The sequence below is a fragment of the Haloferax sp. s1 genome, assembly GCF_058382125.1.
This window is the reverse complement of sequence record NZ_JBZRPK010000338.1, coordinates 1-3,294: the sequence shown is the minus strand read 5'-3', so window position 1 is coordinate 3,294 and position 3,294 is coordinate 1. Positions and strand designations below refer to the sequence as shown.

The window sequence follows — 3,294 nt, the reverse complement described above, 5'->3', positions numbered from 1 at the left end:
GTACGTCTTCGGGACCGACTACGTCACGATGGTCATCGTGATGATGGCCATCACAGTTGGATACCTGACCATCTCCGGAATGATGGGTGCGACCAAGAACATGGCCGTCCAGTACGTCATCCTCATCGTCGCGTTCCTGACGGCCGTCTACGTGGTCGGCTTCACCGGCGGCTACTCGACGGTGCTCCCGCAAATCGAATACGGACGGCTGATCGGTGAGCTCTCGGCGGAGTTCTCCGAACCGTTCGCGGGTGCAGGGTTCTACCTCTGGATTGCCACGGCGTTCTCGCTCATCTTCGGTACCTGCGGTCTCCCGCACGTGCTGGTGCGGTTCTACACGGTCGAAAACGAGAAGACCGCTCGCCAGTCCACCGTCTGGGGGCTGTTTTTCATCCTGCTCCTCTACTGGAGCGCGCCCGCGCTGGCGGCCTTCGGTGTCGACCTCTACGACGCCTCCCAGTACGGCCCGACGTTCGCAGCGAACGGCGGCGTGGGCGGCGGTGGGGGAGCCTTCTTCGTGGTGTTGGCGGCCCGGCTCCCGACCCTGCCGCGGTGGTTTGTCGGTCTCGGGGCGGCAGGCGGTATCGCGGCCGCAATTGCGACGACGGCCGGGCTGTTCATCACCGCCTCGTCCGCCGTTTCGCACGACATCTACACGAACATCGTCAACCCCGACGCGACTCAGCGCCAGCAGGTGCTCGTCGGGCGGGCGACCATCATCGCACTGGGTATCATCGTGACGATTACCGCGTTCGACCCGCCGGCGCTCGTCGGCGAACTGGTCGCACTGGCGTTCTCGCTCGCGGCCATCGTGCTGTTCCCGATGTTCTTCCTCGGACTCTGGTGGGAGAACACGAACCGTCAGGGAGCGCTCGCCGGGATGACCGTCGGCCTCACGCTCTGGGTTGCCGCGGTCGTCAACGACCTCATCTTCCACTTCAGCGACGCCTTCGCCGAAGTCGTGCCGGCCATCGGTGCGGCCCTCGTCGGGACGCCGCTGGTGTTCATCGTCACGATTGCCGTCTCGATGGCGACGGCCGAACCGCCAGAGCATATTAAGAAGATGGTTCGGCAGTGTCACAGTCCCGAACCGATGGGACAGCAACAGTCTGCAGAAGACGTCGTGAGTACCGACGGGGGCCAGACCCCCGCGGACGACTAACCAATGTACGAACACATCCTCGTTCCGACGGACGGGAGCGAAACAGCGGAGTACGCCGTCGACCAAGCGGTCGACATCGCATCGAAATACGGCTCGACAGTCCACGCGCTGTACGTCATCGACGTCGACGCGACCAGTTACTCGCTGGGCTCAGAGCAGGTCGACCGCATACGGCAAGGACACCTCGACGAGATGCCCGAAGTGAGGGAGGAAGCTGATGAGGCGACAGGATACGTCGCAGATATCGCGTCCGAACACGGGCTCACCGTCGAAGAACACGTCACGTCCGGCGAACCAGCCCGGGCTATCAGGAAGTTCGTCGAGGACAACGACATCGACCTCGTCGTGATGGGGTCCCACGGGCGCTCCGGACTCTCGCGGGTCATCCTCGGGAGCGTGACCGAGAAGGTCCTCCGACGAACTCGGCTTCCAGTGCTCGTCGTCGACGTTCACGAGAAAGAAGCGTAAACCATGCGTGTTTCACCCCACACGAGAATTCGTGTCTCATCCCACACGAGAATGAACCAGCCTCACACGCCACCGAACGGAGGTGACCGGTGGTGAGCCTCACCGAGACGATTCGAGAGCACGTCCGCGAACACCGCTCGGGGATGCTGACCGACCTGTTGTTCGCGCTCGTGTGGGTGACAGGGGTGACGGTCCTGTTCGACGTACTGAACGGGCCGCAGTGGGCCTACTACCTGTGCCTGGGCGCGGGCGTCGTCGCGTACTACGGCTTTTTCGCCTCGCTGGAGGCCGCACGCGAGCAGTAGTGCCACCGGCGGAAGGTGTCATCCACGCCATCCCCAGAGTCAAAGTCTGTCGCCCGGCGTCGAGTTGAGTATTCTGCGCAATGGACATCTACACAAGCCCTCGCTTCGTATTGCTCTGGTGAGGTATGTCTCATGGCAACACACAACGAACAAGAACGCGAACACCACGAGCACGAACACCACGTACACGGTCCAGGGTACGCGACGCCCCAGGCCGCCATCGAAGAATCGACGCCGGAAGCGGTCGCCTACGTCGTCGGACTCTACACTGGTAGCGATATCGAGGCTCCCGATTTCATCGGCGTCGTCGACGTCGACCCGGACTCGGACACGTATCAGGAGATTATCGACCGCGTCGAGATGCCGAACAGGGGCGATGAACTCCACCACTTCGGCTGGAACGCCTGTTCGTCATCGTGTCACGTCGAAGGGCTCGAACGACAGTACCTCGTCGTCCCGGGCAACCGGTCGGGGCGTCTCCACATTCTCGACACAAAGGACCGGCGACACCCCGAGATAGAGACAGTCATCGAACCCGAGGAGGTCCACGAGTACGACCTCTCGGGGCCGCACACCGTCCACTGCATCCCCGACGGGGAGATACTCATCAGTATGACTGGGAACGCCGATGGCGAATCGCCCAGCGGCTTCCTCGAACTCAACGACGACTTCGAAATCGAGGGCCGCTGGGACCCGCCGGGCGAAATCGACTTCAACTACGATTTCTGGTACCAGCCACGTCACAATGTGATGGTCTCCAGCGAGTGGGCCGCACCCGTGACCTACCAGCCCGGATTCGACATGGAAGATGTCGAGGCCGGGAAATACGGTCGCCGCCTGCACATCTGGAACTGGTCGGAGGGGACCGTCGAACAAACCATCGACCTCGGCGAGGAAGGACTGATTCCGCTTGAAACACGGTTCCTACACACCCCGGAGTCAGTCCACGGCTACGTCAACGCGGCACTGTCTTCGAACATCTTCCACTTCTTCGAGGAAGACGACCAGTACCACGCGGAGAAGGTGATCGACTTCGAATCCCGGGAACACGAAGATTGGGACATGCCCGTGCCCGCGCTCCCGACGGACATCCTGATTTCGATGGACGACCGATACCTCTTCGGGAGCAACTGGGTCCACGGCGAGGTGTGGATGTACGACATCTCCGACCCGAGTAACCCACGGAAGGTCGATTCCATCTCGATTGGCGGGTACTTCGGCGACATCCGGAACGTGCCGGGTCGCCAGGTTGTCGCCGGACCGCAGATGCACCAGCTTTCGCTTGGCGGCGAGCGCCTCTACTGGCCGACCTCCCCTGACTCGCCCGGGGGCGTCCAGTTACTCCCCCCATGAAAAGTG

The 3,294-nt window shown here is 62.3% G+C and carries 4 protein-coding genes; all 4 read left to right on the top strand.

Annotated features, from left to right (window positions below; translation table 11 throughout):
- Positions 1-1,162, top strand: a 1,162-nt coding sequence (locus QT222_RS03975; protein WP_491476379.1) for a solute symporter family protein, incomplete at its 5' end; no start/stop codon positions are given.
- Positions 1,163-1,165: 3 nt separating this feature from the next.
- Positions 1,166-1,630, top strand: coding sequence for a universal stress protein (locus QT222_RS03970; protein ID WP_004056272.1), 465 nt, complete (start codon positions 1,166-1,168; stop codon positions 1,628-1,630).
- A gap of 92 nt (positions 1,631-1,722) precedes the next feature.
- Positions 1,723-1,935: a DUF8119 family protein gene (locus QT222_RS03965; RefSeq protein WP_049917396.1), complete on the top strand. Its 213-nt coding sequence runs from the start codon at positions 1,723-1,725 to the stop codon at positions 1,933-1,935.
- Between the two features lie 132 nt (positions 1,936-2,067).
- Positions 2,068-3,288, top strand: a complete 1,221-nt coding sequence (locus QT222_RS03960; protein WP_491476378.1) for a selenium-binding protein SBP56-related protein — start codon at positions 2,068-2,070, stop codon at positions 3,286-3,288.
- The last annotated feature ends 6 nt before the right edge of the window (positions 3,289-3,294 follow it).

What these genes read in the sequence shown, in the direction of transcription:
- QT222_RS03970 (WP_004056272.1), top strand. Translation starts at nt 1,166, where the DNA reads ATGTACGAACACATCCTCGTTCCGACGGACGGGAGCGAAACAGCGGAG.
- QT222_RS03960 (WP_491476378.1), top strand. Translation starts at nt 2,068, where the DNA reads ATGGCAACACACAACGAACAAGAACGCGAACACCACGAGCACGAACAC.